This is a genomic window from Bordetella genomosp. 13, assembly GCF_002119665.1.
GTDB lineage: Bacteria > Pseudomonadota > Gammaproteobacteria > Burkholderiales > Burkholderiaceae_B > Bordetella.
This window is the reverse complement of sequence record NZ_CP021111.1, coordinates 5,354,717-5,380,929: the sequence shown is the minus strand read 5'-3', so window position 1 is coordinate 5,380,929 and position 26,213 is coordinate 5,354,717. Positions and strand designations below refer to the sequence as shown.

24 protein-coding genes are annotated in these 26,213 nt (G+C 66.5%); 12 read left to right on the top strand and 12 right to left on the bottom strand.

Features of this window, described 5'->3' with window-relative positions; all coding sequences use genetic code 11:
* Nucleotides 1-397 precede the first annotated feature (397 nt).
* The 5 genes from rpmH to CAL15_RS24270 all read left to right on the top strand — a co-directional run bounded on the left by rpmH (nt 398) and on the right by CAL15_RS24270 (nt 4,781).
* Nucleotides 398-532: a 50S ribosomal protein L34 gene (rpmH, locus tag CAL15_RS24290; protein ID WP_003800771.1), complete on the top strand. Its 135-nt coding sequence runs from the start codon at nt 398-400 to the stop codon at nt 530-532.
* 64 nt (nt 533-596) lie between these two features.
* Nucleotides 597-968 (top strand): ribonuclease P protein component, encoded by a 372-nt coding sequence (locus tag CAL15_RS24285; RefSeq protein WP_086080844.1) that lies wholly within the window; start codon nt 597-599, stop codon nt 966-968.
* Nucleotides 965-1,282, top strand: a complete 318-nt coding sequence (yidD, locus tag CAL15_RS24280; protein WP_086080843.1) for a membrane protein insertion efficiency factor YidD — start codon at nt 965-967, stop codon at nt 1,280-1,282. Before CAL15_RS24285 ends, yidD begins: the two co-directional genes overlap by 4 nt.
* A gap of 48 nt (nt 1,283-1,330) precedes the next feature.
* Nucleotides 1,331-3,016 (top strand): membrane protein insertase YidC, encoded by a 1,686-nt coding sequence (yidC, locus tag CAL15_RS24275; protein WP_086080842.1) that lies wholly within the window; start codon nt 1,331-1,333, stop codon nt 3,014-3,016.
* A gap of 328 nt (nt 3,017-3,344) precedes the next feature.
* A complete protein-coding gene (locus tag CAL15_RS24270) occupies nt 3,345-4,781 on the top strand; it encodes a catalase (protein WP_086080841.1) in 1,437 nt (478 codons plus the stop codon).
* A gap of 72 nt (nt 4,782-4,853) precedes the next feature.
* Here CAL15_RS24270 and CAL15_RS24265 read toward each other — a convergent pair whose 3' ends face one another.
* From CAL15_RS24265 to CAL15_RS24220, 10 genes are all read right to left on the bottom strand, one after another.
* Nucleotides 4,854-5,729 carry an ABC transporter permease gene (locus CAL15_RS24265; protein WP_086080840.1) on the bottom strand — a complete coding sequence of 292 codons (876 nt, stop codon included), beginning with the start codon at nt 5,727-5,729 and terminating at the stop codon, nt 4,854-4,856.
* Nucleotides 5,730-5,738: 9 nt separating this feature from the next.
* Nucleotides 5,739-6,560 (bottom strand): ABC transporter ATP-binding protein, encoded by an 822-nt coding sequence (locus CAL15_RS24260; RefSeq protein WP_086080839.1) that lies wholly within the window; start codon nt 6,558-6,560, stop codon nt 5,739-5,741.
* A complete protein-coding gene (locus tag CAL15_RS24255; protein WP_086080838.1) occupies nt 6,560-7,603 on the bottom strand; it encodes an ABC transporter substrate-binding protein in 1,044 nt (347 codons plus the stop codon). Before CAL15_RS24255 ends, CAL15_RS24260 begins: the two co-directional genes overlap by 1 nt.
* A 35-nt stretch (nt 7,604-7,638) precedes the next feature.
* Entirely contained in the window at nt 7,639-8,544 is a 906-nt protein-coding gene (locus CAL15_RS24250) for a TauD/TfdA dioxygenase family protein (protein ID WP_086080837.1), read from the bottom strand.
* Between the two features lie 177 nt (nt 8,545-8,721).
* Complete coding sequence (locus CAL15_RS24245) at nt 8,722-9,921, bottom strand: M20 aminoacylase family protein (protein ID WP_086080836.1); 1,200 nt, start codon at nt 9,919-9,921, stop codon at nt 8,722-8,724.
* Nucleotides 9,922-9,976: 55 nt separating this feature from the next.
* Complete coding sequence (locus tag CAL15_RS24240) at nt 9,977-10,942, bottom strand: ABC transporter ATP-binding protein (protein WP_086081279.1); 966 nt, start codon at nt 10,940-10,942, stop codon at nt 9,977-9,979.
* A 45-nt stretch (nt 10,943-10,987) separates the two neighbouring features.
* The gene (locus CAL15_RS24235; protein WP_086080835.1) at nt 10,988-11,974 is read right to left on the bottom strand and encodes an ABC transporter ATP-binding protein; all 987 of its coding nucleotides are present in this window, start codon (nt 11,972-11,974) and stop codon (nt 10,988-10,990) included.
* 11 nt (nt 11,975-11,985) lie between these two features.
* Nucleotides 11,986-12,897 carry an ABC transporter permease gene (locus CAL15_RS24230; RefSeq protein WP_086080834.1) on the bottom strand — a complete coding sequence of 304 codons (912 nt, stop codon included), beginning with the start codon at nt 12,895-12,897 and terminating at the stop codon, nt 11,986-11,988.
* Complete coding sequence (locus CAL15_RS24225) at nt 12,894-13,868, bottom strand: ABC transporter permease (RefSeq protein WP_086080833.1); 975 nt, start codon at nt 13,866-13,868, stop codon at nt 12,894-12,896. Before CAL15_RS24225 ends, CAL15_RS24230 begins: the two co-directional genes overlap by 4 nt.
* 43 nt (nt 13,869-13,911) lie before the next feature.
* Nucleotides 13,912-15,501 (bottom strand): ABC transporter substrate-binding protein, encoded by a 1,590-nt coding sequence (locus CAL15_RS24220; protein ID WP_086080832.1) that lies wholly within the window; start codon nt 15,499-15,501, stop codon nt 13,912-13,914.
* A gap of 143 nt (nt 15,502-15,644) precedes the next feature.
* Here CAL15_RS24220 and mnmE point away from each other — a divergent pair, with 143 nt between their 5' ends.
* The 7 genes from mnmE to CAL15_RS24185 all read left to right on the top strand — a co-directional run bounded on the left by mnmE (nt 15,645) and on the right by CAL15_RS24185 (nt 24,559).
* On the top strand, nt 15,645-17,000 hold the full coding sequence (gene mnmE, locus CAL15_RS24215; RefSeq protein ID WP_086080831.1) for a tRNA uridine-5-carboxymethylaminomethyl(34) synthesis GTPase MnmE: 1,356 nt from the start codon (nt 15,645-15,647) through the stop codon (nt 16,998-17,000).
* Nucleotides 17,001-17,370: 370 nt separating this feature from the next.
* On the top strand, nt 17,371-19,956 hold the full coding sequence (locus CAL15_RS24210; RefSeq protein WP_198299113.1) for a glycosyltransferase: 2,586 nt from the start codon (nt 17,371-17,373) through the stop codon (nt 19,954-19,956).
* Between the two features lie 127 nt (nt 19,957-20,083).
* A complete protein-coding gene (locus CAL15_RS24205; RefSeq protein WP_232468076.1) occupies nt 20,084-20,836 on the top strand; it encodes a GntR family transcriptional regulator in 753 nt (250 codons plus the stop codon).
* 47 nt (nt 20,837-20,883) lie between these two features.
* Nucleotides 20,884-21,807 (top strand): NAD(P)-dependent oxidoreductase, encoded by a 924-nt coding sequence (locus CAL15_RS24200; protein ID WP_086080829.1) that lies wholly within the window; start codon nt 20,884-20,886, stop codon nt 21,805-21,807.
* Nucleotides 21,804-22,157 carry a RidA family protein gene (locus CAL15_RS24195; protein ID WP_086080828.1) on the top strand — a complete coding sequence of 118 codons (354 nt, stop codon included), beginning with the start codon at nt 21,804-21,806 and terminating at the stop codon, nt 22,155-22,157. Before CAL15_RS24200 ends, CAL15_RS24195 begins: the two co-directional genes overlap by 4 nt.
* A gap of 22 nt (nt 22,158-22,179) precedes the next feature.
* A complete protein-coding gene (locus tag CAL15_RS24190) occupies nt 22,180-23,424 on the top strand; it encodes a pyridoxal phosphate-dependent aminotransferase (protein ID WP_086080827.1) in 1,245 nt (414 codons plus the stop codon).
* A 139-nt stretch (nt 23,425-23,563) separates the two neighbouring features.
* Complete coding sequence (locus tag CAL15_RS24185; RefSeq protein ID WP_086080826.1) at nt 23,564-24,559, top strand: Bug family tripartite tricarboxylate transporter substrate binding protein; 996 nt, start codon at nt 23,564-23,566, stop codon at nt 24,557-24,559.
* A 74-nt stretch (nt 24,560-24,633) separates the two neighbouring features.
* Here the strand turns inward: CAL15_RS24185 and CAL15_RS24180 are convergent, their stop codons facing one another.
* Both CAL15_RS24180 and CAL15_RS24175 read right to left on the bottom strand, forming a co-directional pair.
* On the bottom strand, nt 24,634-25,974 hold the full coding sequence (locus tag CAL15_RS24180; RefSeq protein ID WP_086080825.1) for an amidase: 1,341 nt from the start codon (nt 25,972-25,974) through the stop codon (nt 24,634-24,636).
* A 27-nt stretch (nt 25,975-26,001) separates the two neighbouring features.
* A complete protein-coding gene (locus CAL15_RS24175) occupies nt 26,002-26,202 on the bottom strand; it encodes a hypothetical protein (RefSeq protein WP_086080824.1) in 201 nt (66 codons plus the stop codon).
* Nucleotides 26,203-26,213: the final 11 nt, after the last annotated feature.

The following is a 26,213-nucleotide window of genomic DNA, read 5'->3' as shown; positions in this document are numbered from 1 at the left end:
GTCGCTCTTGTTCAAACCTCGATTCTACCGTGCCTGGGGAGTAGTTATCCACAAGCCGCGGCGGTTACATGTCTTCTGTCGGCCGCTAACTGTTTGACAAGGCAGAGGAAACTTGCTGAAATGGTGGGCTTTTCCGAATTCTACCTGTCGAGAACGGGGTAAAAAGGCGGAATAAGAGGGTGGAATAAGCGGGCGGAATAAGGGGCACGCTTCCGTCGCGCCCGCAGGGTGATGCAGGCGCAGGGCTCGTCTTTGACCATGTCTTTTGAGCATGTCTTTGACCACCCCGGCTTGACCCGAAAAGCGGACTCGTTTTCCGCAAAAACCACAATCCGCAGCAAAACCCGAATCCGCACTAAACCCCGGTCTACCGGCCTGTTCTTTCTTTGGAACGTCCATGAAACGCACCTACCAACCTTCCGTTACCCGTCGCAAGCGCACCCATGGTTTCCGCGTGCGCATGAAAACCCGTGGCGGCCGCGCCGTCCTGAACGCTCGCCGCGCCAAGGGCCGCAAGCGCCTGGCCGTCTAAGGTCGGGGGTACCAAGGCCGCCTAGCCGTACCGGCGAATCGCGGCCTTGGCTGGTCCTGCCTTCATGACACGCGCCACGCTTCCCGCGGAGGCGCGACTGCATCGCCCCTCCGAGTTCGCCGCCGCCCTGAAAGGCCGGCGCGTGGCACGTGGGGCGTTTTTCGTTGTCAGCGCCACTCCCGCCGCGCCCACGGCCGAGCAGACGGCCTGCGCACGGCTGGGCCTGGTCATCGCCAAGCGCTACGCGCCGCGCGCCGTCACCCGCAATGCGCTCAAGCGCGTCATCCGCGAGGCCTTCCGGGCCCGGCGTCTGGCGCTGCCGGCGCAGGACTACGTGGTGCGGCTGCAAAGCAAGGTGGCTCCCGCCTCATTGACCGAACTGAAGCGCGCCGCACGCGCTGAAGTAGACGCCCACTTCGGACGTATCGCGCGATGATCGAAGCCCTGCTCATCGCGCCCATCCGGTTCTACCGTTTTTTCCTCAGTCCCTGGATCGGGCGGCAATGCCGCTTCACGCCGACCTGTTCGGCGTATGCCATCGAGGCGATCGAACGCCACGGCCCTATCCGCGGTCTATGGTTGGCGGCCCGCCGTATCGGCCGCTGCCACCCATGGTCGCCCGGCGGCCACGACCCGGTGCCGGACGCGGCCTCGACAGGTTCGGCCGGATGCGGCTCGGCCGGCCGCGGACCCGCCGAAAACGGCTCGCGCTGCTGCATCGGGCGCCGCCGACGCACCGGAATGGATTGACGCTACACTGGTGGGCTTTGCTGGTCCGCCGCTTATTTGTCAGGAATCATGGATATCCGACGCACCGTCCTCTGGATGATTTTCTCTTTCTCGCTGCTGCTGCTGTGGAACAACTGGCAGGTGCAGCATGGCAAGCAGTCGCTGTTCGGCGGCCCCACTGCCAACGCGCCCGCCGAGGCCAAGCCCGACGCGCCTGCTCCCAGCGCATCGATCCCGGCCGCGCCGACCGCGAACGCCCCCTCGGCCACGCCGGCCGCCCCCGGCAGCACCGTGCCCGGCACCGGCACGCCGGTGAAGGCCGAAGAGGTCGTGATCACCTCCGACACGCTGCGCCTTACCTTCGACACCACCGGCGCGCAGCTGGTGCGCGCCGAGCTGCTCAAGTTCACCGACGGGGAAACACAACGTCCCACGGTGCTGCTCGAGCGCTCGCCCAACCTCACCTACGTGGTGCAGTCGGGCGTGGTCGGCGCCAGCAACGGCCAGTCCTTCCCCACGCATCAGACGCCCTTCCGTCTGGTGTCCACCGAGCGCGAAATGGCCGGCGACAGCCTGCAGGTCGTGTTCGAGGCCGAGTCGGGCAACCTGAAGGTCACCAAGACCTACACGCTGCACCGCAACCGCTACGACATCGACGTACGCCACGACCTGTCGAACACCGGCACCGGTCCGCTGAACCCGGCACTGTATCTGCAGCTCGAACGTGACGGCAGCGATCCGGCCGGCACGTCCAGCTTCTATCACACGTTCACCGGCATGGCGGTGTACTCCGACCAGGAGCACTTCCAGAAGGTCACGTTCTCGGACATACAGAAGAACAAGGGCACCTACGTCAAGCAGGCCGACAACGGCTGGATCGCCGTGGTGCAGCACTACTTCGCCACTGCGTGGATCCCGCCGCAAGGCAAGCCGCGCACCAACGAAGTGCTGCAGGTGCAACCCAACCTGTACGCCGCGCGCACCGTCGAGGCGGTGGGCGAAGTGGCGCCGGGTTCGACCGCCACGGTCGATTCGCACCTGTGGGTGGGCCCGCAAGACCAGAAGGCCATGTCGGCCCTGGCCCCCGGCCTGGAACTGGTGGTGGACTACGGCTGGCTGACCATCATCGCCAAGCCGCTGTTCACGCTGATGACGTGGCTGCACGGCATCCTGGGCAACTGGGGCTGGACCATCGTCGCGCTCACCGTGATCATCAAGCTGGTGTTCTTCCCGCTGGCCGCCGCCAGCTACCGCTCGATGGCGCGCATGAAGCGCGTGGCCCCGCGCCTGCAGGCCCTGAAAGAGAAGTACGGCGACGACCGCCAGAAGCTCAACCAGGCCATGATGGAGATGTACCGCACCGAGAAGATCAACCCGCTGGGCGGCTGCCTGCCCATGGTGGTGCAGATTCCGGTGTTCATCGCGCTGTACTGGGTGCTGCTGGCCAGCGTCGAGATGCGCGGCGCGCCGTGGATCCTGTGGGTGCACGACCTGTCGGTGCGCGATCCCTACTTCATCCTGCCCGCCGTGATGATGGGCACCATGTTCCTGCAGATCAAGCTGAACCCCACGCCGCCGGATCCCGTGCAGGCCAAGGTGATGATGGCCATGCCGCTGGTGTTCGGCGGGATGATGTTCTTCTTCCCGGCCGGCCTGGTGCTGTACTGGTGCGTGAACAACGCGCTGTCCATCCTGCAGCAGTGGAGCATTACGCGCAGCATGGAAAAGCAGGCGGAAGGCGCGGCGAACAGCTGATCCGATCCGCGGGACGGGACCCTCACCGTCCCATAACCGTCTCCAAGGCCGGGCTTCGTTGAAGAAGCCCGGCCTTTTTCATGCGCGGCTCCCGCTGACCGTGGCGCCGAATCGACATGGTTGCCGGCACGGCAAGGCGCCGATCACCGGATGCCGAGCTGCCCGACTATAGTTTTCTTCAATCGAAGAAACTTTATCAATCAATTTTACTTACGGATGGCGGGCTTTTAAGATTCCAGTCGCCCGCCAACGGCCATGCCGTGGCGCGCGACACGCCTTCCGTGCCTCGCCTTTCGCGCAAGGCCCAGCCCACTCCCAGGAGTCCGCGATGACCGACAATAAACTCACGACCGCCGCCGGCGCCCCGGTACCCGACAACAACCATACCCTCACCGCCGGCCCGCGCGGTCCCGCGCTCTTGCAGGACGTCTGGCTGCTCGAAAAGCTGGCGCACTTCGACCGCGAACGCATTCCCGAACGCGTGGTGCACGCCAAGGGCTCGGGCGCCTACGGCACGCTCACCATCACCCACGACATCTCGCGCTACACGCGCGCCAGGCTGTTCTCGGAAGTGGGCAAGCAGACGCCCCTGTTCCTGCGATTCTCGACCGTGGCGGGCGAGCGCGGCGCGGCCGACACCGAGCGCGACGTGCGCGGCTTCGCCATCAAGTTCTACACCGAGGAAGGCAATTGGGACCTGGTGGGCAACAACACCCCCGTGTTCTTCATCCGCGACCCGCTGAAGTTTCCCGATTTCATCCACACGCAGAAGCGCGATCCGCGCACCAATCTGCGCAGCGCCACCGCGGCCTGGGACTTCTGGTCCCTGAACCCCGAATCGCTGCACCAGGTCACGATCCTGATGAGCGATCGCGGCATTCCGCGCAACCTGCGCGAACAGCACGGCTTCGGCTCGCACACCTTCAGCTTCGTCAACGCACAGAACGAACGCTTCTACGTGAAGTTCCACTTCCGGTCGCAGCAGGGCATCGCGTGTCTGACCGACGAAGAAGCCGCCCAGGTCGTCGCGCGCGACCGCGAGGCCTCGCAGCGCGACCTGTTCGAGCACATCGAGCAGGGCAATTTCCCGCGCTGGACCATGCAGGTGCAGATCATGCCCGAGGCCGAGGCGGCGACCTACCACATCAACCCGTTCGACCTGACGAAGGTGTGGCCGCACGGCGACTATCCGCTGATCGACGTCGGCGTGCTCGAGCTGAACAGGAACCCAGAGAACTACTTCGCCGAGGTGGAGCAGGCCGCGTTCACGCCGGCCAACGTCGTGCCGGGCATCGGCTTCTCGCCGGACAAGATGCTGCAGGGCCGCCTGTTCTCGTACGGCGACACTCATCGTTATCGCCTGGGCATCAACCATCATCAGATCCCGGTGAACGCTCCGCGCTGCCCGGTGCACAGCTTCCATCGCGACGGCGCCGGACGCGTGGACGGCAACGGCGGACGCAGGATCAACTACGAGCCCAACAGCTTCAACGAATGGCTGGAATCGAAGGGCGCGGCCGAGCCGGCGCTGGCGCTGGACGGCCAGGCGGCGGACCGCTGGAACCATCGCGAGGACAGCGACTACTACTCGCAGCCCGGCGCACTGTTCCGCCTGATGACCGACGAGCAGAAGCAGCGGCTGTTCGGCAACATCGCGCGGCACATGGCCGACGTGCCGGTAGAGATCAAGCGCCGCCAGCTGGAGCACTTCCACAAGGCCGATCCGGCGTACGCCGAAGGCGTGGCGAAGGCGCTGGGGCTGTAAGTCGCGCGATGGCGAGCCGGCACGATCTCTGCAAGCGCGGTGGGCGTACAGAGAAAGGCCCGCCGCGCCCGATCAGCGCTGCATGCCCCACCGCCGCACGGTGACGCGCTCCAGCAGATCGAACACCAGGTTCTCGACCAGCAGGCCGATGATGACTACCGCCACCAGGCCCGCGAACACGCGATCGGTATAGAGCTCGTTGCGGTTCTGGAAGATGTACCAGCCGAGGCCGCCCTGGCCGCTGGACGCGCCGAACACGAGTTCGGCCGCAATCAGCGTACGCCACGCGAAGGCCCACGCGATCTTCAGGCCCGACAGGATGGCGGGCAGCGCGGCCGGCACCAGAATGGCTAGCACGTAGCGCAGTCCGCCCAGTCCGTAATTGCGGCCGGCCATGCGCAGCGTTTCGGATACGCCAAGAAAGCCGCTGTACATGTTGACGGCCAGCGCCCACAGCACTGAATGCACCAGCACGAACACCAGGCTGCCCTGGCCCAGGCCGAACCACAGCATGGCCAGCGGCAGCAGCGCGATGGCGGGCAGCGGATTGAACATGGCGGTGAGCGTGGACAGCAGGTCGCGCCCGAAGCGGATGGACACGGCCAGCGTGGTCAGCACGAAAGCCAGCACGATGCCCGCCAGATAGCCCTTCAACAGCACGGACATCGACAGGGCGGCACGGCCGGCCAGTTCGCCGCTGGCCAGGCCATCGATGAAGGCCCGCGCGGTCTGCAGAGCACCCGGCAACAGCAGGTCGTTGTCGGCATAGCGCGCGGCGCCTTCCCACAACAGGGCCAGCAACAGCAGGATGAGCGTCTTGCGTACGGCCGCATGCCGCAGCCATCGCTCGTGCCACGACAGCGGCACGGCCGCTGCGATGCCTTGGGGCAGCGGCTCGGGCTCGCGTACGAACTCGGCCCGCACGGGGTGGGCGGTAGAGACGGACATGTGGACTCCTCAGGCGGCCGCCTGGATGGGCTCGGCGGCCGCGTCGGGCACGTCGAACAGCAGGTCGTGGATGCGGCGCGCGGCCGATTGGAAGGCGGCGGAGCCCGGGCTGTGCAGGTCGTACTGGTGCGCATTCAGCTCGGCGCGCACGCGGCCCGGATGCGGCGACAGCAGCAGGATGCGGCTGCCCAGCACCAGCGCCTCTTCGATGGAATGCGTGACGAACAGCAGCGTGAAGGGCGCGGCCTCCCATAGCCCCAGCAGCTCTTCCTGCATGCGCCGGCGCGTCAGCGCGTCCAGTGCGGCGAAGGGCTCGTCCATCAACAGCACGCGCGGCTGCATGGCCAGCGCGCGGGCGATGGCCACGCGCTGCTTCATGCCGCCCGACAGCGTGTGCGGATAGGCGTCGGCGAAACCGGCCAGGCCCACCTTGTCCAGGTAGTGCATGGCACGCTCGTCGGCCTCGGCGCGCGACAGCCGGCGCGCCGCACGCAAGGGAAACGCCACGTTCTGCCGCACCGTCTTCCATGGTGGCAGCTGGTCGAACTCCTGGAACACCACGACTCGGTCGGGACCCGGCCCGCGAATATGCTTGCCGTCCAGCAGGAATTCGCCCTCGGTCGGAGGCACGAAGCCCGCCGCGGACTTCAGCAAGGTGGATTTGCCGCAACCCGACGGCCCCAGCAGGATGAAGCGGTCCTGCGGCAGCACGTCGAAGCTGACCTGGTGCGTGGCCCGCACGAGGCGATCCGGCGTCTTGTATTCGATGGTGACCCCGCGCGCGCTGAGCAGCGGCTGCGGCAGGGCGCTGGGCGCGGCGATGGTGCTCATCAGCTGCCCTTCGCCGTGGCGGCGTCGTCGAAGAAGTAGTCGCGCCAGCTTTGCGGCTGGTTCTTGATGGCGCCCACCTGGTGCATGAACCGGGCCAGCGGATAGGTGTTCTCGGGCTGCAGCTTGAACTGCACCTGCGGGTTGGTGATGATCTTCACGAGGAAATCGCGATCGATCCTGGCCTGCGTGGCCTTGATGTAAATGTCCGCGGCCTGCTCGGGCCTGGCGCGCACGAACTCGGCGGCTTCGGCCAGCGCCGCCTGGAACGCGGCGTAGGTCTTGGGATTCTCGCGGCGGAACTTCTCGGTGGCGAACAGCACGGTGGAGGAACTGGGACCGCCCAGCACGTCGTACGAATTCAGCACGATGCGCACGTTCGGATTCGCGGCAAGCTCCTGCTCTTGAAATGGAGGGTTGCCGAAGTGCCCGGTGATCTCCGTGCCGCCCGAGATGATGGCGGCCGCGGCGTCGGGATGCGGCAGCGCGACAGTAAGCTTGTCCAGGCGGTTGAACTGCTCGGCGCCCCATTGTTTGGCCACGGCCATCTGCAGCACGCGCGACTGCACCGAGACGGTGACCGCGGGCACGGCGATGCGGTCCTTGTCGGTGAAGTCGGCGATCGTCTTCACGTTGGGGTTATTGGTGACCAGGTAGTAAGGGAAATTGCCCAGCGAGGCCACGCCCTTCACGTTCTGGCGGCCGTGGGTGCGGTCCCACAGCGTCAGCAGCGGGCCCACGCCGGCGCCGCCGATGTCCACCGAACCCGACAGCAGCGCCTCGTTCACGGCCGATCCGCCGGAGAGCCTGGCCCATTCCACCTGGATGTCCACGCCGGCCTGCTTGCCGTGTTTCTCGATCAGCTGCTGGTCGCGCGTGACGTTGAGCAGCAGGTAGACGATGCCGTACTGCTCGGCGATGCGGATACGGCCTTCCGCCATCGCCGGCGTGGGCGAGGCCAACGCCAGTACCGCGATGAACAGGGCCAGCAAGGTGGCGGTGGCGAGGCGCGACAGGCGGTCGCGTGCGGGGTCGACAGGGCGCATGGGGGATCCGGAACGGGTGGAAGACTGGCGGCGCCTCAATAGGGCGCGTCGCCTTCGATGGTGGTGCGGTACAGCTTGCGGCGCAGTTCCGGAGGACAGCCCGCGGCAAGGTGGATGAGCGACCGGTTGTCCCAGAACACCAGATCGTGCGGTTGCCATTGGTGGCGATAGATGTGCTCGGGGCGGACCGCGTGGGCATTGAGCTCGTCCAGGATCTGGCGGCTTTCGTCCTCGGGCAGGCCTTCGATGCGCGTGGTGAAGCCCTCGCTGACGAACAGCGCGCGGCGGCCGGTTTCGGGATGCGTGCGGACCACCGGATGCACGACTTCCTTCACCTGCGCGATCTGCTCGGCGCTGAGAGTGGGACGCCAGTTGCTCTGGCCGCGCAGGCGGTCGTAGCGGGCGAGGTACGAATGCACCGCGCGGCGGCCTTCGATGGCATTGCGCAGGTGATCGGGCAGGGTCTTGTATGCCAGCTCCATGTCGGCGAACAGCGTGTCGCCGCCTTCCGAGGGGAGCTCTTGCGCGTGCAGCAGCGATCCCAGCGCGGGCAGCTCCTTGTACGAGATGTCGGAGTGCCATTCCTTGCCCGCATCGCCCAGGCCGATGGGCTGCCCGTTCTCGACGATGTTCGAGATGATCAGTATCTCGGGATGGTTGGCCAGGTGGAACTGGTGCAGCACGTGGATCATCAGCGGACCGAAGCGGCGGCTGAAGTCGATGTGCTGCTGGGGAGTGATGCGCTGGTCGCGGAACACCACCACGTGATAGTCGAGGTGGGCGCGATGGATGCGGCGGAAGTCGGCGTCGTTCAGGTCGCGGCCCAGGTCCAGGCCGACGATCTCGGCGCCGATGCCATGGGAGAACGGACGAACCTCGAAATGTTGCGGAGCCGCTTCGCTGGCGGGGGAACGTTCGAGGACGGCGGTGCTGGCGGACATCGTATTGCTCCGTGGGCGGCCCGCATGGCGGACCGCGCAAGCCGCCATGCCGGCGGCGTGTGGAATTCAGGAGCGTTCGATTATGAAAACGGGCCAGCCCGACGCAAACGAATAAATCGGCGTTTGATCAGAGCTTTTGGTCATATGAGGGGCATTACCCCTCGTGTCGGCATATCGTTATTTCTTGAAGTAGGCCTGGACCAGCTTCACCCAGTAGGTCGCGCCCACGGGCAGCAGCGCGTCATTGAAGTCGTAATTGGAGTTGTGCAGCTGGCACGGACCCATGCCGTGGTAGCTGGCCAGGCGATGATCGCCTTCGCCATTGCCCAGGAACAGGTAGCAGCCGGGCACCTTCTCGAGGAAGAACGAGAAGTCCTCGGCGCCCATGAACGGCGGGATGGTGTCGTCGACAGCGTCGTCGCCGAAGGTCTCGCGCGCCACCTGCGCGGCGAACGCGGTTTCCTTGTCCCAGTTCACCAGCGGCGGATAGGCGCGCACGAAGTGCAGCTCGCCCGTGCCGCCATACACCTGCGGCAGCGTGGTCGCGATGCGCCGCATGTCTTCCTCGATCTTGTCCAGCGCGGCGGTGGTGTAGGTGCGCACCGTGCCGCGCAGCACGGCCTCGTTGGGGATGACGTTGTAGGCGTCGCCCGCGTGGATCTGCGTGATGGACAGCACCGCGGAATCCAGCGGATCGCGGCTGCGCGAGATGACGGTCTGCAGCGCGTGCACCATGTCGGCCGCCACCACGATGGGGTCCACCGCGCGATGCGGCTGCGCGGCATGGCCGCCCACGCCCTTGATGACGATGTCCCAGCGATTGCTGGAAGCCATGGCCGGGCCGGTGCGGAAACCGAACTGGTTGGTGGGCATGCCCGGCATGTTGTGGATGCCGAAGACGGCGTCGCAGGGAAACCTGTCGAACAGGCCGTCCTGCATCATGGCGCGCGCGCCGGCGTTGCCGCCCTCTTCGGCCGGCTGGAAGATGAAATTGACGACGCCGTCGAAATCGCGATGCTGCGCCAGGTATTGCGCGGCGCCCAGCAGCATGGCGGTATGGCCGTCGTGGCCGCAGCCGTGCATGCGGCCCGCGATGGTGGACTTGTGCGCGAAGCGGTTCAGCTCGGGCATGGGCAGCGCGTCCATGTCGGCGCGCAGGCCGATGGACTTCGACGTGCCCAGCGTGCCGCGCAGCACGCCCACCACGCCCGTCTTGCCCAGGCCGGTGTGCACTTCCAGGCCCAGGTCGCGCAGCCGCTGCGCCACCAGGTTGGACGTGCGGGTCTCCTCGAAAGCCAGCTCGGGATGGGCGTGGATGTCGCGGCGGATGGCCGTCAGTTCGGCATGCGCGCGTTCGATTTCGTCGATGGTCTTCATGGGATTCCCTGTAAGGCATGGGCCGGATGAAGGCCCTGGACGATCCAATCTTAATTCAGGCGGGCACGTCGTTCAGGTGGCAGGCGCTGAGGTGGCCGGGCGCCACGCTGCGCAACAGCGGCTGCTCCGTCCTGCAGCGCGGCATGGCGTGCGGGCAGCGCGGATGGAAGGTACAGCCGGGCGGCGGCGCCATCGGCGAGGGCAGTTCGCCCTTGATGGGCTGGTACTGCCGACGCCCCGGTTTCAGCGTGGGCAGTTCTTTCAGCAGCGCCTGCGTGTAGGGATGGTTGGCGCGCGTGAACACATCGTGCGCGCTGGCGAGTTCCACCACGCGGCCCAGGTACATGATGGCCACGCGGTCGGAGATGTGGCTGACCACGCTGAGATTGTGGCTGATGAACAGGTACGTCAGGTTCAGATCCGCGCGCAGGCGCTCGAACAGGTTCAGCACCTGCGCCTGGATGGACACGTCCAGCGCGGCCACCGCTTCGTCGCATACGATCACCGAGGGCTTCAACGCCAGCGCGCGGGCGATGCCGATGCGCTGGCGCTGCCCGCCGGAGAACTGGTGCGGATAGCGTTGCGCGTATGAAGGGTCCAGGCCCACCTGGCCCATCAGCTCGGCCACGTAGTCGGCGCGCTGGCGCCGTGTCACCAGCCCATGCACCACGGGCGCCTCGCCGATGATGTCGGCCACCCGCATGCGCGGATTGAGCGAGGCGTAGGGATCCTGGAAGATCATCTGCACGCCCAGCTCGTACTGGCGCCGTTCGGCGTGCGGCAGGCCGGCCACGTTGCGGCCGCGATAGTGGATCGCGCCGTCGGTCGGGCGCAGGATACCGGCCGCGACGCGGCCCAGCGTCGACTTGCCGCAGCCGGATTCGCCCACGATGCCGATCACTTCCCCGGCGGCCACGTCCAGGTCCACGCCGTCCACGGCGTGCACGGTCAGCGTCTTCAGGCCGGCGCCGAACAGATTGGCGATGCGGCCGGCCAGGTCCACGGGCTGCACGAAGCGCATCTGCACCTGGCGCAGCGACAGCAGCGCGGCATTGGTGGTGTCCACTCAGGGTTCTCCGGCGTGCCAGCAGCGCACCCAGTGCGCGGGCCGGTATTCGACAGCATCGGGCGCCGTCTCGCAGACCTGCGAGGCGCGGGGGCAGCGCGTGCGAAAGGCGCAGCCCTGCGGCAGGTTCAGCAGCGACGGCGTCATGCCGGGAATCTGCGCCAACGGCCTGCCGCGCGAGGCTGGCGTGGGAATCGACGCGATCAGGCCGTGCGTGTACGGATGCAGCGGCTGGCCGATGACGTCGTCCGTGGCGCCGGTCTCGACCACGCGGCCGGCATACATCACCGACACGCGGTCCGCCAGGCCGGCCACCACCGCCAGGTCGTGCGTGATCCAGATCAGCGCCGTGCCGGTGTCGCGGCACAGGTTCTGCATTTCGTACAGGATCTGGCCCTGGATGGTGACGTCCAGCGCGGTGGTGGGCTCGTCGGCGATGATGAGCCGCGGCTTGTTCAGCAGCGCGATCGCGATGGCCACGCGCTGCCGCATGCCGCCCGACAGCTGGTGCGGGTACGCGCGCAGGCGCTCTTGCGGCGCGGGGATGCCCACCATGGCCAGCGTCTTGAGCGCGCGCGCCCGCGCCTCTGCGCGGCTGACTGCGTTGTGCGCCAGGACGGTCTCGATCATCTGGGTGTCGACGCGCAGCACCGGGTTGAGCGTCATCATCGGGTCCTGGAAGATCATGGCGATCTCGTTGCCGCGCAGCGCGCGCCAGCGTTCGGGCGTGGCCTGGCGCAGGTCGGTGCCGGCGAAGCGGATCTCGCCTTCCACGATGCGGCCGGGCTCGTCCAGCAGGCCCATCAACGAGAAGCCCGTGATGCTCTTGCCCGAGCCAGACTCGCCCACCAGGCCCAGGATCTCGCCGCGCGCCAGCCGCAGGTCCACGCCGTCCACGGCCTTGACCACGCCCGCCCGCGTGGGGAACTGCGTCTTCAATCCGCGCACGTCCAGCACGGGTTCGGGTACGGGTACCAGGATGTCCATGATGCCGAGGCCTACGACACGTGGCGCGGGTTCAGCACGTCGCGCAGATGATCGCCCACCAGGTTGATGGCGCTGATGGCCACGGCCAGCGCGATGCCGGGAAAGAACGAGATCCAGTACTGGCCCGACAGCAGATATTCGAAGCCGTTGGATATCAGCATGCCGAGCGAGGGCTCGGTGACCGGCACGCCCACGCCCAGGAACGACAGCGTGGCCTCGAGCGCGATGGCGTGCGCCAGGTCGATGGTGGCGATGACGATGAGCGGCGGCATGCAGTTGGGCAGCACGTGGCGGAACAGCACGCGCCCCCAGCCCAGCGACAGGCAGCGCGCCGCCTCGACGTATTCCTTGCCGCGCTCGACCAGCGCCGCCCCGCGCGCCGCGCGCGCGAAGTACGCCCACTGCACCACGACCAGCGCGATGATGACCTTGTCCACGCCCTTGCCCAGGATGGCCAGCAGCATCAGCGCCACCAGGATGGCCGGAAAGGACAGCTGGATGTCGACGACGCGCATCAGCAGCGCGTCGATGCGGCCGCCGAAGTAGGCCGCCACCAGGCCTACCGCCGCGCCGATGACGAAGGCCGCGGCCACCGACACGAAGCCGACGGTAAGGCTGGTGCGCAGGCCATACAGGATGGCCGACAGCAGGTCGCGCGCCTGGCCGTCGGTGCCCAGCAGGTAGACGCTGCCCGTCATGCTTTCGCCGCCCGGCGGCAGCTTGGAATCCATGATGTCCAGCGAACCGATGTCGTAGGGGTTCTGCGGCGCGATCCATGGCGCGAACAATGCCGCGCCGATGACGATGACCAGCAGCACCAGGCCCAGCACCGCCAGCTTGCTGGCGAAGAAGTCCGCGGCCAGCCGGCGCCAGGGCGACTCGACGGCGGGCAGGGCGGACGCGGAAGCAGGGATGGCGCTCATCGGCGGGAGTCCAGTCGTACGCGCGGATCGAGCACGGTGTACAGGATGTCGACCACCAGGTTAAGCATCACCAGCAGAAAGACCGTGAGCATCAGGTAGGCCACCACCACGGGGCGATCCAGGTTGATGATGGAATCGATCAGCAGCTTGCCCATGCCCGGCCACGAGAACACGGTTTCGGTGACGACCGCGAAGGCGATCACCTGCCCGTATTCGAGGCCCGACACGGTGACCACCGGAATCAGGATGTTCTTCAGCAGGTGCACGCCCAGCACGCGCTTTTCGGAGAGCCCCTTGGCGCGCGCGAACTTGATGTAGTCCATGGGCAGAGACTCGCGCGTGGCCGCGCGCGTCACACGTATCACCAGCGAGCACTTGGCCAGCGCGATGGTCAGCGCCGGCAGCACCAGGCTGGCCCAGCCGTCCAGCGTCAGCACGCTGAGCGCCAGCGGCCCCACCGCCACGGTGTCGCCGCGCCCGCTGGCCGGCAGCCAGCCCAGCATCACCGCGAACACCATGATGAGCATCATGCCGACCCAGAAGTTCGGCAGCGAGAAGCCGAGCACGGATCCCGTCATGATGGCGCGCGAGCGCGTGGCCTTGGGCTTCAGGCCAGCCAGGATGCCCAGCGGCACGCCGACCAGCACCGACAGCAGCATGGCGACCGTGGCCAGCTCGAGCGTGGCCGGCATGCGCTGCAGGATCAGCCGCATCGCCGGCTCGCCGGTGAGGAAGCTGTTGCCGAAGTCGCCCCGCACCGCCTGCCCCATGAAGATCAGGTACTGGCGCCACAACGGCAGGTCCAGGCCGAGCGTGCGGCGCACGGCCTCGCGCTGCGCCTCGGTGGCCTCGGGGCTGGTCAGCATCGAGATGGGATCGCCCACCAGATAGATGCCACAGAACACCAGCGCCGACATCACCACCACGACCACGACGGTCTGCAGCAGACGGCGGATGATCGTCGCTAGCACGGCGGCCGCCTCCTACAGCTACGGCTGCTGCGTCGCACGCGGGCTACTTCGCCGGCGTGACGAACTGGGCTTGCGTGGTCTGGTCCGCGCGGCCCTGGTAGCGCAGGTCCGACTTCATCGCCCATACCGACAGCTCGAAATGAATGGGCAGGATGCCGTAGTCGTCCAGCACCATGCCGCTGGCCTTCTGCAGCAGTTCGGCGCGCGCCTTGTCGTCCATGGTGGACGAGGCCTGCTCGACCAGCTTGTCCATCTCCGGATTGGAATAGCGGCCACGGTTGGTGGTGCCCACGCCGCGCTTGGGGTCGGGCGTGACCAGCAACGAGTTCAGCGGGTTCGACATCTCGCCCGTGGATACCGCCCAGCCGGCCAGGTAGGCGCTGAACTGGTACGAATCGCGGCCCTTGAAGAACACCGGCGGCGCCAGCGCGTCGACATTGGTCTTCACGCCGATGCGGGTCCACATCGAGGCGATGGCCTGCGCGACCTTGGCATCGTTGATGTAGCGGCCCGAAGGCGAGCCCAGCGTGATGGTGAAGCCTTCGGGATAGCCGGCCTCTTTCAGGAGCGCCTTGGCCTTCTCGACGTCGGCCTTGGGGATGGCGGTGCGTTCCTTGGACGTGCCGAACATCGGATACGGCAGCAGGTTGGCCGCGGGCAGCGCCGCGCCGCCCATCACGCGCTGCACGATGGCGTTGCGGTCAATGGCCAGCGACAGCGCCTGGCGCACGCGCTTGTCCTTCAGGGGATTCTTGTCGGTGCCCTGGATGCCGGGACTTTTCTCGGCGTTGTATTGGTCCATGGCCACGTAGATCATGCGCGCCGACGGGGTTTCCTCGACGAAGAGTTTCTTGTTTTCTTTCAGGCGACCCAGGTCGTCGGTGGGAGGATCCTCGATCATGTCCACGTCGCCGGCCAGCAGCGAAGCCACGCGCGATGCGGCGTTGGTCATGGGGCGATAGACGATGCGGTCCCAGGCGGGCTTCGGTCCCCAGTAGTGCTCGTTGCGAGTCAGGATCAGCTCGGCGCCGCGCTTCCACGACACGAACTTGTACGGACCGGTGCCCACCAGGCCATCGCCGCCGTTGAGCTCGGTGGTGGTCTTGCCTTCGGGCGCCGGACCCGATGCAGCCTTCTTGGACATGATGGGCAGCTGCGCCAGGTTCACCAGCAGCAGCGGCGAGGGCTCTTTGGTGGTGATGCGCACGGTCTCGGCATCCACCGCCTCGACCTTGTCCACCGCGCTGAGATACAGCGTGAAGGGCGACGGGCTGTTGGGCACCTTGGGCGCGCGCTGGTAAGTGAAGACCACGTCTTCGGCCGTGAAAGGCGAGCCGTCGGAGAACTTGACGCCGCGGCGCAGCTTGAAGGTCCAGACCTTGCCGTCCACCGTCCAGGACTCGGCCAGCGCGGGCTGCGGCACCAGTTTGGGATCGGTATTGACCAGGCCGTCGAACATCGAGTTGGAAATCTGGATGTTCGGGGTGAGGGCATGGTATTGCGGGTCCATCGAACTCGGCTCGGTCTTCAGGCCCACCACCAGGTCTCGCGCCTGGGCGGCGCCCGCCGCGCCGAAGACAAATGCCACCACTGCCGCACCACAGGCCAATGCCCGTGCGATCTGGAACGCCATATTGCTCTCCGTGTGGGGCCAGCTTGTGGCCGGCGCATGCTGGACCAGCTAGGGCATGCCGCGTCGGTACTGGACGGGGGCATGCTGCCGGGCAGCGGGTATATTCCCTTATCTTCCAGCCGTTTAAACAGAGTAGTTTCCCGATGTCCGCACTAGCCCCCATCGCCGCCATCGCCACTGCCCCGGGACGGGGCGGCATAGGCGTGGTGCGCGTGTCAGGCCCCGATCTGGTGCCGCTGATGCGCGAACTGTTCGGGCGCGCGCTGGCGCCGCGGCACGCGCACTACCTGCCGTTCACGGCGGAAGGCGGCGAGGTGCTGGACCAGGGGATCGCGCTGTATTTCAAGGGCCCTCACTCGTATACCGGCGAGGACGTCCTCGAATTGCAGGGGCACGGCGGGCCGGCGGTGCTGCGGCGGCTGCTGGCGCGGTGTCTCCAGGCGGGCCATGCCGCCGGCATCCGCCTGGCCGAGCCCGGCGAATTCACGAGGCGCGCCTTCCTGAACGACCGCATGGACCTTGCGCAGGCCGAGGCGGTGGCGGACCTTATCGACGCCTCGTCCGAAGCCGCCGCGCGCGGCGCGATGGCGTCGCTGTCGGGCGACTTCTCGCGGCGCGTGCAGGATCTTGCCGAACGCATCGTGCACCTGCGCATGCTGGTGGAGGCCACGCTGGACTTCCCCGAAGAAGAGATCGACTTCCTCGAGAAGTACCAGGCGCGGCCCACGCTGGCCGCGCTGGCGGCGGACCTGCATGCGCTGATCGCGCAGGCGCGGCAGGGCGTGATCCTGCGCGAAGGGCTGCACGTGGTGCTGGCGGGCCAGCCCAATGTCGGCAAGTCCAGCCTGCTGAACGCATTGGCCGGCGACGAGGTGGCCATCGTCACGCCCATCGCGGGCACCACGCGGGACAAGGTCGTGCAGGAGATCCACATCGACGGCGTGCCGCTGCATATCGTCGATACGGCGGGACTGCGCGAGACCGAGGACACGGTAGAGAGCATCGGCATCGCGCGCACGTGGAAAGAGATCGAACGCGCCGACGTGATCCTGCATCTGCAGGACGTGACCCGGCCGGGAGATCAGCTGGACGCGGCGATCACGGGGCGCTTGCCCGCCAGGACGCCGGTGCTGGTGGTCTATAACAAGGCTGACCTGCTGGGCGGTTCCGCCTTCGAGACCCCCGAGGGCGCGTTGGCGATATCGGCGCGCGAGGGCTTGGGGCTGGACAAGCTGCGAGCCGAATTGCTGCGCCTGGCGGGATGGAATCCCGGGGCGGAGTCGCCGTGGCTGGCGCGGGAAAGGCATCTGCATGCGCTGCAGGCGGCGGCCGACCATCTGGCGCTGGCGGGCGAGCACGCCGAGATGGATGATCGGGTGCTGGATCTGTTTGCCGAAGAACTGCGGCTGGCGCACGACAGCCTGGGATCGATCACCGGGAAGTTCACCAGCGATGATCTGCTGGGGGAGATTTTCTCGAGTTTTTGTATAGGGAAGTGAGGCGCTGGGCCCGAACTTTCCGTACGACCGCCTGGCCGAAACCGGGCCCGTTCCCATGCTGCTGCTCATCGCGATCGTCCTCGTGCTGGCCGGGCCGGCATCCTTTTTTTAGGCAGGGCGGACGTGCTGGCGGCCTTCGCGGTCGGGATGGCCGCGTCGTCCGTACGCTGGTCGATGAAGGCTAATCCAAACCTCAGCTGGATCATCACCTTCGACGGCGCGCCGGACGCCTCGTAGCGCTTCCGTAGCGATCCCCCACCGCCACTCATCCAAATTGAGGATGGCGGACGCATCAGCCGGGCGATAAGGTTTTCCGACACGACGCGGCGCCTCGGCGCACATGCGGGCTTTCGTTTGGAAGCGGACTCGGATGAAAGCAGACCAGAACGATCGGAACGACGTCATCGAGAAAGAGATCCTCGAAGAGTTGCGCGAAATCGTCGATAAGCTAAATGAAAAGCTGGCTGCGGAGACAGCGGCGCGACTGCAGGCGCAGGCCAAGATCCGTGAAATCTACGCGAGCAAATCATGGCAGGTCACCGCACCGGTGCGCAAGAGCATCATCGCGGTTCGCAAGCTTCTGAAGCGCGTGCGAGGTGAGCTGGTACCAATCGCCGAACCGGTGCAAGACCGGCCGCTGGCGGAGGCGCCTCGGGTAGTGCAGCCCTCGGAGTACGAGGTCCGCACGCGCGGCCAGGCGGAGCATTTCCGCAAGTATGCGAAGTCCCCGTCGAAGCAGCGAGCGCAGCAGATAGCGAACCTGCTCGCCATGCACAAGGACCGCAAAGGCGTTGTGCTGTGCCCATGCGGTTACGACCTCGCCCTCAAGCAGCGTCCGGATCACATCATGTCCGAGTTCGCCAAAGCCGGATATGTGTGCATCATGCTGGAGTTCGACGGCCGCTTCCCCACGTTGAAAAGAACGGCCAAGAACGTCTTCGTCTCGAACATGAGCGAGGACTTCCTCGCTTATTTCCAGCATCGCCCCGTCATAACGTACCTGCATACCCCCGGATTCAGGTTCGTGCGCGATCTATGCACCAAGGCCACCGTGATCTATGACGTGCTCGACGACCTGGCGATCTTCGGAGAAGGCTGCCGCGCGGTATTGGCGGACCACGCCGTGCTGTTGAAGCGAGCCGACATCTGCCTGTTCTCCGCCCCGCAGTTGATGGAGGCAAATTCCGCGCAGACGAACCGATCGCTGCTGCTGGAAAACGGCGTGTATGGCGCTGACTTCCGCGACGGAACCCGCGGGCAGGCTGGCGTGAGCCACAAGCAGGCCGAGATGCTGGCCACGCGCTCCGTGATCGGATATCACGGCGTCATATCGGATCTGCTGGACTTCGACGTCATGGACCAGCTGGTCGATGACGACAGATATGCGCTGTTGCTGGTCGGCCCCATCACGGCGTTCGAGCTGGCCAACCTTCCCGAAGTCCAACGCAGAATGGAACGCCTGCTGCGACATCGAAACGCCGTGCACTTGGGCCCGAAGCCGTACGGGGAACTGAAGCATTACCTCGCGTGGGTGGATGTCGGCATTGTGCCATTCATCGTGTCGGCCAAGACGGATCCGGTGTCTCCTCTCAAGCTCTTCGAGTACCTGGCCGCCGGCAAACCGGTCGTCGGCACCCCGACGCGCACCATACAGGCGTACCGCGACGAACTCATCGTCGCCGCACCTGAGGAGTTCGCCGATGCCATCCATTCGGGCCGATGGAAGACGGCATACACACTGCGCTCGGCCGATCTCGCCGCGCGACACGAATGGTCCGCATTGACTGCCCCGCTGATATCGTTCCTGAACGAGCGCCAGTCGGACCCGCAGCCACTGCCGCGAGCGCAACTCAGGCGCGTCGACATCGTCAACATCAATTTCTACGACTGGGACGGCAAGACCGTGTACAAGGGCGGCGCCGAGCGATACGTCTACGATCTCGCGGCGATGCTCAAATCGATGGGGTGCGAGGTACGCCTGATCCAGAACGCGAACAAGCCGTTCGAGCGGAACTTCCAGGGCATCCCGGTCATCGGAGTACCCGCTTGGAAAGGTTTGGATTGGGAAAGGATATCGACGGCCTACGCCGCGTTCTGCAAGGACTCCGATCTCGTCATTGCGTCACCGACCGAACTGGCATGCGGCCTGGGAAAGGCGAAAAGGGTGATCTCCATCAATCACGGCATCCACTGGGACACCGTCACCAACGTCCTGCACAATCACGACATCGCCATGCACGCCCACGTTTTCCGCGGGCTCCAGAGCAGCAACCTGAGCGTCTGTGTCGATACCAATTTCATCAACTGGGTGCGCAGCTTTGACTGGCGCCTGGCTTCAGGGCTGACCTATATCCCGAACTATGTGGACTCACACCAGTTCAAGCCTCGGCAAAAGGATTTCTCGGCGCCCATGGTGCGCGTGCTGCTGCCTCGGCGTCTCAACCTTGAGCGCGGCCTGTACCTGACCCTGCATGCCTTCGACACGCTCTTCGAAAAGCGCGATGACATCCATCTGACGCTGTGCGGCCAGGCCAGCGACTTCGACGCAACGGCCGTCCACGCCTTCCTGGAGCGGCACGCCGGACGAGTCGACTGGATCGAGTACGACATGAAAGACATGCACCAGGCCTATATCGACAGCCACATCACACTGGTGCCGAGCATGTTCTCGGAAGGCACCTCGTTGTCCTGTATCGAAGCGCTGGCGACCAACAATGCCGTCATCGCCACCCACATCGGTGGACTGCCCAACATCATCACCGACGACTACAACGGCCGCCTGATCCAGACCGATGCCTGGGAACTGGCGAGCACGATCGAGGAACTGGTCGATGATCGGCAGAAGATGGCTCTGCTGGCCAGGAACGGACTGTTGACCGCGCAGGCCTTCAGCAAGACCAACTGGGAGCTGCGCTGGAAGCGCGTGCTGCAGAACATGCTGGACGCGGAAGACTGAACGGCGTTATCCCGTAAAAGCCGGCGCGGGGAACGCCCCGCAGGCACGGTGCCGGGGTAAACCCTAGGGATTTGGGCCGGCTCAACGTGTATACACTTAGCCAATACGCAACTGTATACAGGCGCGCATGCAAGCGTCGCGCTTCGCCATGGTCACCAACCCGTCCCCTTCCGTTCCCGTCTACGAGCGCATCAAGGCGATGGCCGCCACCTTCCGGCTGCGGCCGGGCGAGCGCGTCAACGAGGTCGAATTGGCGCGGCAACTGGGCGTCAGCCGCACGCCGGTGCGCGAGGCGCTGAACCGCATCGCCGCCGAGGGATTCCTGGTGGCCACGCCCAATCGCGGCTACTCCGCCCGCCCGCTGGACGCCAAGCAGATCCTGGACCTGTACGAGTACCGCGCCACCGTCGAACTGGGCCTGGTGCGCCTGGTGTGCGCGCGCGCCACCGACGAGCAGCTGCGCGAACTGGCGGACTTCACCGAACAGAACCGGGACACCCCCGACACGGACGAGCAGGCCCTGCACGCACTGGAGCGCGACGAGGCCTTCCACGAACGCCTGGCGCGGCTGGCGGGCAACGACGAATTCCTGCGCTCGGTGCGCTCCATCAACGAGCGCATCCGCTTCGCGCGCTGGCTGGACCTGAAGTCGCGCCGCTTCGCCACGCGCAACGACCATCCCGCCATCGTCCAGGCCCTGCAGGCGCGGGACCTGGCGCAGGTCGAGGCGCTGATGCGGGCGCACATCGATCATCACCTGGACCACGTCATCGAACTCATCCGCGCGGGCTACGCGGAAATCTACATGGGCAACGCCCTGGCCGACTTTGCCGAGACCCGGCTGGCCGCGACCGCGGCCGCCAACACCGAGCCCGTGTAGCCCATCCATCCACTTCATACCTTCAAACCTAGAGAGCATCGCCACCCATGAAAGCCTGCTTCATCGACGCCAACCCCACCCTGGCCCAAGTGGCCGAGCGCCTGCGCCTGCCCAGCGACCTGCCCCTGACGGTCAACCGCCAGCCCGACATCACGCCCGACCAGATTCCCGCGGTGCTGGGCGACCACGACATCCTGATCGTCGATCACACGGCGCTGCCCACCGAGATCGCCAAGGCGTGCAAGCAGCTGAAGCACGTGGTCTTCCTGGGTACGGGCGCGCGCTCGTACATGAATCCCGAGGAACTGGCCGAGCTGGGCATCGAAGTGCACATCATCAAGGGCTATGGCGACACCGCCGTCGCCGAGTGCGCCTTCGCGCTGATGTGGGCGTCGGCCAAGAGCTTCGCCCGCATGGACCGCGAGATGCGCGCCGGCAACTGGCTGCGTTCGGATGCCGTGCAGCTCACCGGCAAGACGCTGGGTCTGGTGGGCTTCGGCGGCATCGCCGCCGAGATGGCGCGCCTGGCCCTCGGCGTGGGCATGAAGGTGGTGGCGTGGAACCGCTCGCCCAAGTCGTATCCGGGCGTGGAGTTCGTGTCCCTCGAAGAAGTGCTGGCGCAGAGCCACGTCGTGTCGATGCACCTGGTGCTGAACGACGAGACGCGCGGCCTGATATCGCGCGAGCGCATCGCGCAGATGCGCGACGGCGCCATCCTGGTCAACACGGCGCGCGGCGCGCTGGTCGACGAGGAGGCGATGATCGACGCCCTGAAGTCCGGCAAGCTGGCCCACGCCGGCCTGGACGTGTTCACCGTCGAACCCATGCCCAAGGATCACCCGCTGACCAAGCTCGAGAACGTGACGCTGTCGGCTCACTCGGCCTTCCGCACGCCCGAGGCCAGCGACAACCTGATCCAGGCCGCCCTGAACCACTGCCGCCGCATCTCCGGCATCGGAGCCCAGCAATGAGCCAGCCCATCACGCGCCTGGACCAGAACGCGCGCCGCTCGCGCGCCGTGATCCACAACGGCACGGTGTACCTCGCTGGCCATACGGCCGACGATCGCAGCGCCGACATCCAGGGCCAGACCCGCCAGGTGCTGGCCAAGGTCGACGAGATGCTGGCCGCCGCCGGAACCGACAAGTCCAAGGCACTGAACGTGACCATCTGGCTGTCGTCGATGGAACACTTCGCCGGCATGAACGAGGTATACGACGCGTGGATCGTGCCGGGCCAAGCGCCGGCCCGCTGCTGCGGCGCCATCGAACTGGCCGCGCCCGACATCCTGGTCGAGATCATGGTCACGGCGGCACTCTGAAGCACGGCAGGAATCCATAGCAATGTCTGAACAGAACAAGACGAACGCGGCGGACCACGCGCCCGTACTGCGCCGCGCCAGGCGCATCTCCAGCATCGAGGTCTCCGGCATCCTGCGCATCGGCGCGCAGGCCGCGCGCATGAAGCGCGAGGGCCGCGACGTCATCGTGCTGGGCGCGGGCGAACCCGATTTCGACACGCCCGACAACGTGAAGGCCGCCGGCAAGCGCGCCATCGATGCGGGCGACACGAAGTACACGCTGCTGGACGGCACGCTGGCGCTGAAGGCCGCCATCTCGCGCAAGTTCCAGCGCGAGAACGGCCTGGAATACGGCCCGGACGAGATCACGGCCGGCGCGGGCGCCAAGCAGGTCATCCACAACGCGCTGATGGCCACACTGGACGACGGCGACGAAGTGGTCGTGGGCGTGCCCTACTGGGCTTCGTACGCCGACATGATCACCATCGCGGGCGGCGTCACGGTGCAGGTGCCCTGCACCGAAGAGAACGGCTTCCGGCTGTCGCCGCAGGCGCTCGAAGCCGCCATCACGCCGCGCACGCGCTGGGTGATGCTGAACTCGCCGTCCAATCCCACGGGCGCGGCCTATGGCCGCGAGCACCTGCAGGCGCTGGCGGAAGTGCTGCTGCGCCATCCGCACGTGTGGATCATCGCCGACGACATCTACGAGCATCTGGTCTACGACGACTTCGAGTTCACCACGCTGGCGCAGGTCGAGCCGCGCCTGAAGAACCGCACGCTCACGGTCAACGGTTTGTCCAAGGCATATGCGATGACGGGCTGGCGGCTGGGCTATGCCGGCGGTCCTCGCGAACTGATCGCGGCGATGGCCGTGGTGCAGAGCCAGAGCACGTCCAATCCCAGCTCGGTCACGCAGGTGGCGGCCATCGAGGCGCTGGACGGTCCGCAGGACGTGCTGGCCGAACGGCGCGCGTCGTTCAAGGAGCGCCGCGACCTGGTGGTGGATGCGCTGAACGCGATCCCGGGCATCAGCTGCCGCCGTCCCGAAGGCGCCTTCTACACCTACGCCAGCTGCGCGGGTGTGCTGGGCCGCAAGACGCCTTCGGGCCAGGTGCTGGAAACCGACACGGACTTCTGCCGCTATCTGCTCGAAGAGCATGACGTGGCCGTGGTGCCCGGCACGCTGTTCGGCCTGGCGCCTTATTTCCGCATCAGCTATGCCACCTCGAAAGCGCAGTTGGAAACGGCGATGAAGCGCATCGCGAAGGCGGTCGCAGCCTTGCAGTAAGCACTACGGCGTGGCGGCGGCGGGCCTGGTCCGTCGCAGCCGCGTCGGGCCCGCCCTGGGGCGGGCCGCCAGCAGTCACGATATGCCAACGGCAGTACGGCGTCTTGCCAATCGCACAGTCACAAGGGGAAAAACCATCATGTTGCGTAAGTTCACGCTTGCAGTACTTGCTTTGTCCACCGCCTTCGCCGCGCCCGCCGGCGCGGCCGAAGATCCCGCCAAATGGCCCACCCGCGCGATCACCATCGTGGGCGGCTTTCCCGGCGGCGCCGGCACCGACCTCTATGCCCGCAAGATGGGCGAGGCCCTTTCCAAGGAACTGGGCGTGCCCTTCGTGGCCGACAACCGCACCGGCGCGGGCGGCAACGTCGCCTCGGACCTGGTCGCGCGCGCCGAGCCCGACGGCTATACGTTCCTGCTGGGCACGGCGGGCACGCACGCCATCAACGCGGCGCTGTACAAGAGTCTGCCGTTCGACGTCCAGAAGGACTTCACCCACATCGCGCTGCTGGGCGACGTGCCCAACGTGCTGCTGGTCAATCCCAAGAAGCATCCCGACATCAAGACCTGCGGCGACCTGGTCAAGCTGGCCCGCGCCAACCCGGGCAAGCTGAACTACGCCTCGACGGGCAACGGCGCCTCGGGCCACCTGGCCGGCGCGCAGTTCACCAATGGCGCCAAGATCGACGTGCCGCACGTGCCGTATCGCGGCCAGGGCCCGGCCATGACCGCGCTGCTGTCGGGCGAGGTGGACTTCTTCTTCAACCAGAGCGCGCCCTCGGTGCCGGCCGTGAAGGCGGGCCAGGTGGTGGCGCTGGGCGTGACCACGTCCAAGCGCATCAAGGCGCTGCCCGACGTGCCGACGGTGGCCGAGGCATGCAACATCCCCGGCTATGAAAGCAGCACCTGGTATGGCCTGTTCGCGCCCGCCAAGCTGCCGCCCGAGATCCAGAAGCGCATGAGCGAGGCCGTGATCAAGGTCATCAGCACGCCGGACTTCAAGGCATGGCTGGAAGACCTGCAAGGCATCGCGCCCCCGGCCGATCCCAGCATCGCCGCCTTCCAGCGCATCCACAAGGCCGACATCGCACGCTGGGCCAAGGTGGTGGAGCAGTCCGGCGCGAAGGTGGACTGATCCGCATGACGAGGGCGGGGACCCTGGCGGTCCCGCCCTGGGACAACGGCAAGCACGAGGCCGTAGCGTCCCGATCACGCCATCGCACTCACCTCCGCCTTCAACGGCGTCAGCTTGCCGTCCTGCTTCACGTGGATGGCCGGTGCGCATGCCAGCGCGATCTCCAGCAGCTGCGAATCCGAGTAGCGCGGCCCCACCAGCTGGATGCCCAGCGGCAGCGCCCGCGGACTGACGCCCACGGGAATGCCGACGCACGGCACGTTCAGCAGTGTCCACATCGCGTTGAACACGGGATTGCCGCTGGACGACAGGCCTTCGGGCGCCTCGCCCGGCGAGGACGGCGTCAGCACGACGTCCAGGTCCGCGCCGAACATGCCGTCGAACGTGCGCCGGCACTCCGCGGCCAGGTCATAGGCCGCCACCAGCTTGGCCGGCGTGATCTTGGTGGAGTTGCCGACGATGTCCAGGAAATGCTGCGCCAGCATGTGGCGCTTCGGACCCAGGTAGTCGGGCAGGAAGGCGCCGCGGCCCTCGCCGCGCATCACGATCTGCTGCGCGTCGTCCAGCCGGTCGAAGCCCGCCGGCAAGGTCAGTTCGGTGACGATGGCGCCTGCGGCCTCCAGCCTGCGTCCCGCCTCGAACAGCGCCTCGCGCGCATAGGCATCGGCCAGTTCCCACGCGGGTGAACGGTACAGGCCGACCTTCAGACCCTTGATCTGCACGGGCTTGGCGAACTCGGCATCCAGCAGCCGGAACTCGCGGGCGACCAGCTGCAGGTCTTCCACGCAGCGGCCGTACCAGCCTATGGTGTCCAGGGTATGCGAGTAATTCTTGGCGCCTTCCCGACTGACGGCCCCATGCGTCGGCTTGATGCCGTAGATGCCGTTGAAGGCCGCGGGCCGGATGTGCGAGCCGCCGGTCTGCGTGCCGAAGGCCAGCTGCACCTGTTTGTCGCCCACGGCGGCGCCCGAGCCCGACGACGAGCCACCCGGCGTATGCGCCAGGTTGTGCGGATTGCGCGAGGCCGCCATGCGTCCGCCGGAAGCGAATTCGACCGTGTCGGTCTTGCCGACGATCAGCGCGCCGCTGTGGCGCACCACGGCCACGCACGCGGCGTCCTGTCCGCTCTGGTGGTCGACGTACAGCGCCGAGTTCTGCTGGGTCGGCATGTCCACGGTCTGGATCACGTCCTTCACGCCGAAGGTCAGCCCGTGCAGCGGACTGGCCGGCGGCGTCTTGTCCAGTTCGCGCGCCTTGCGGATCACCATGTCGCGATCCACGTAGCTCCATGCGCGCACGACGGGGTCGCGCTCTTCGATGCGGGCCAGGGTGGATCGTGCAAGCTCTTCGCAGGACAGCTTCCTGGCGGCGATCAACGCCGCGGCTTCAGTGGCGGTCAACTCATACGGTTGCATGGCGGTTTCCTCGTGGAAGACAGGGGGTTACTCGACGGGCATCTTGAAGGTCAGCGCGGGCTCGCAATCCTTGGACGGCATGCGCGCGATGTCCATGCCGGTCTGCGATACGTTGGCCGAGAGCTCGTGCATGCGCTTCATCAGCGGCTCGGGCAGCGACAGGCCGAAGCGGCGGCAGTGCGCCGCGATCTCGTCGGCGGTCCAGAGTTCCTTGGGCGGGTTGGGCATGGCGAAACGGT

Bases quoted from the DNA above. Each gene is read 5' to 3' on its own strand.
- CAL15_RS24190 (WP_086080827.1), top strand. From the start codon at position 22,180: ATGTCTGAACAGAACAAGACGAACGCGGCGGACCACGCGCCCGTACTG.
- CAL15_RS24200 (WP_086080829.1), top strand. From the start codon at position 20,884: ATGAAAGCCTGCTTCATCGACGCCAACCCCACCCTGGCCCAAGTGGCC.
- mnmE (WP_086080831.1), top strand. From the start codon at position 15,645: ATGTCCGCACTAGCCCCCATCGCCGCCATCGCCACTGCCCCGGGACGG.
- CAL15_RS24220 (WP_086080832.1), bottom strand. From the start codon at position 15,501: ATGGCGTTCCAGATCGCACGGGCATTGGCCTGTGGTGCGGCAGTGGTG.
- rpmH (WP_003800771.1), top strand. From the start codon at position 398: ATGAAACGCACCTACCAACCTTCCGTTACCCGTCGCAAGCGCACCCAT.
- CAL15_RS24180 (WP_086080825.1), bottom strand. From the start codon at position 25,974: ATGCAACCGTATGAGTTGACCGCCACTGAAGCCGCGGCGTTGATCGCC.
- CAL15_RS24230 (WP_086080834.1), bottom strand. From the start codon at position 12,897: ATGAGCGCCATCCCTGCTTCCGCGTCCGCCCTGCCCGCCGTCGAGTCG.
- CAL15_RS24235 (WP_086080835.1), bottom strand. From the start codon at position 11,974: ATGGACATCCTGGTACCCGTACCCGAACCCGTGCTGGACGTGCGCGGA.
- CAL15_RS24255 (WP_086080838.1), bottom strand. From the start codon at position 7,603: ATGCGCCCTGTCGACCCCGCACGCGACCGCCTGTCGCGCCTCGCCACC.
- CAL15_RS24270 (WP_086080841.1), top strand. From the start codon at position 3,345: ATGACCGACAATAAACTCACGACCGCCGCCGGCGCCCCGGTACCCGAC.
- CAL15_RS24240 (WP_086081279.1), bottom strand. From the start codon at position 10,942: ATGCGCTTCGTGCAGCCCGTGGACCTGGCCGGCCGCATCGCCAATCTG.
- CAL15_RS24285 (WP_086080844.1), top strand. From the start codon at position 597: ATGACACGCGCCACGCTTCCCGCGGAGGCGCGACTGCATCGCCCCTCC.
- CAL15_RS24245 (WP_086080836.1), bottom strand. From the start codon at position 9,921: ATGAAGACCATCGACGAAATCGAACGCGCGCATGCCGAACTGACGGCC.
- CAL15_RS24210 (WP_198299113.1), top strand. From the start codon at position 17,371: ATGAAAGCAGACCAGAACGATCGGAACGACGTCATCGAGAAAGAGATC.
- CAL15_RS24205 (WP_232468076.1), top strand. From the start codon at position 20,084: ATGCAAGCGTCGCGCTTCGCCATGGTCACCAACCCGTCCCCTTCCGTT.
- yidD (WP_086080843.1), top strand. From the start codon at position 965: ATGATCGAAGCCCTGCTCATCGCGCCCATCCGGTTCTACCGTTTTTTC.
- CAL15_RS24185 (WP_086080826.1), top strand. From the start codon at position 23,564: ATGTTGCGTAAGTTCACGCTTGCAGTACTTGCTTTGTCCACCGCCTTC.
- CAL15_RS24260 (WP_086080839.1), bottom strand. From the start codon at position 6,560: ATGAGCACCATCGCCGCGCCCAGCGCCCTGCCGCAGCCGCTGCTCAGC.
- CAL15_RS24195 (WP_086080828.1), top strand. From the start codon at position 21,804: ATGAGCCAGCCCATCACGCGCCTGGACCAGAACGCGCGCCGCTCGCGC.
- CAL15_RS24175 (WP_086080824.1), bottom strand. From the start codon at position 26,202: ATGCCCAACCCGCCCAAGGAACTCTGGACCGCCGACGAGATCGCGGCG.
- yidC (WP_086080842.1), top strand. From the start codon at position 1,331: ATGGATATCCGACGCACCGTCCTCTGGATGATTTTCTCTTTCTCGCTG.
- CAL15_RS24250 (WP_086080837.1), bottom strand. From the start codon at position 8,544: ATGTCCGCCAGCACCGCCGTCCTCGAACGTTCCCCCGCCAGCGAAGCG.
- CAL15_RS24265 (WP_086080840.1), bottom strand. From the start codon at position 5,729: ATGTCCGTCTCTACCGCCCACCCCGTGCGGGCCGAGTTCGTACGCGAG.